This window comes from Rhizobacter sp. P3_B12 (assembly GCF_056402895.1).
In genome coordinates, this window is record NZ_JBFUGN010001719.1 from 1 (window position 1) to 603 (window position 603).

The 603-nt window shown below is 69.2% G+C and carries 1 protein-coding gene; it reads left to right on the plus strand.

Annotated elements, in window-relative coordinates; genetic code table 11:
• Positions 1 to 603, plus strand: a 603-nt coding sequence (locus AC1D01_RS37855) for a Gfo/Idh/MocA family protein (protein WP_477875120.1), incomplete at both ends; no start/stop codon positions are given.

Consider the following 603-nt stretch of genomic DNA (forward strand, 5'->3'; position numbering starts at 1 on the left):
GCGTCACCGGCCGCATGGGCATGAACCAGCACCTGATCCGCTCGATCGTCGCGATCCGCCACCAGGGCGGCGTGGCGCTCGACAACGGCGACCGGCTGATGCCCGACCCGGTGCTGATCGGCCGCGATGCCGGCAAGATCGAGGCGCTCGCGAAAGCCCATGGCATCGCGCGCTGGGGCACCAACCTCGATGCCGCGATGGCCGACCGCGCCGACACCGTGTTCTTCGACGCCGGCACCACGCAGATGCGACCGACGCTGCTGGCGCAGGCGATCCGCGCCGGCAAGCACGTCTACTGCGAGAAGCCGATCGCGACCAACCTGTCCGAGGCGCTGGAGGTGTGCCGCCTCGCGCAGCAGGCGGGCGTGAAGCACGGCGCGGTGCAGGACAAGCTGTTCCTGCCCGGCCTGCGCAAGCTCGACATGCTCAAGCGCGCCGGCTTCTTCGGCCGCATCCTGTCGGTGCGCATCGAGTTCGGCTACTGGGTGTTCGAGGGCGACCTGCAGCCGATCCAGCGGCCGTCGTGGAACTACCGGCAGGAAGACGGCGGCGGCATCATCCTCGACATGGTGTGCCACTGGCGCTACGTGCTGGACAACCTGT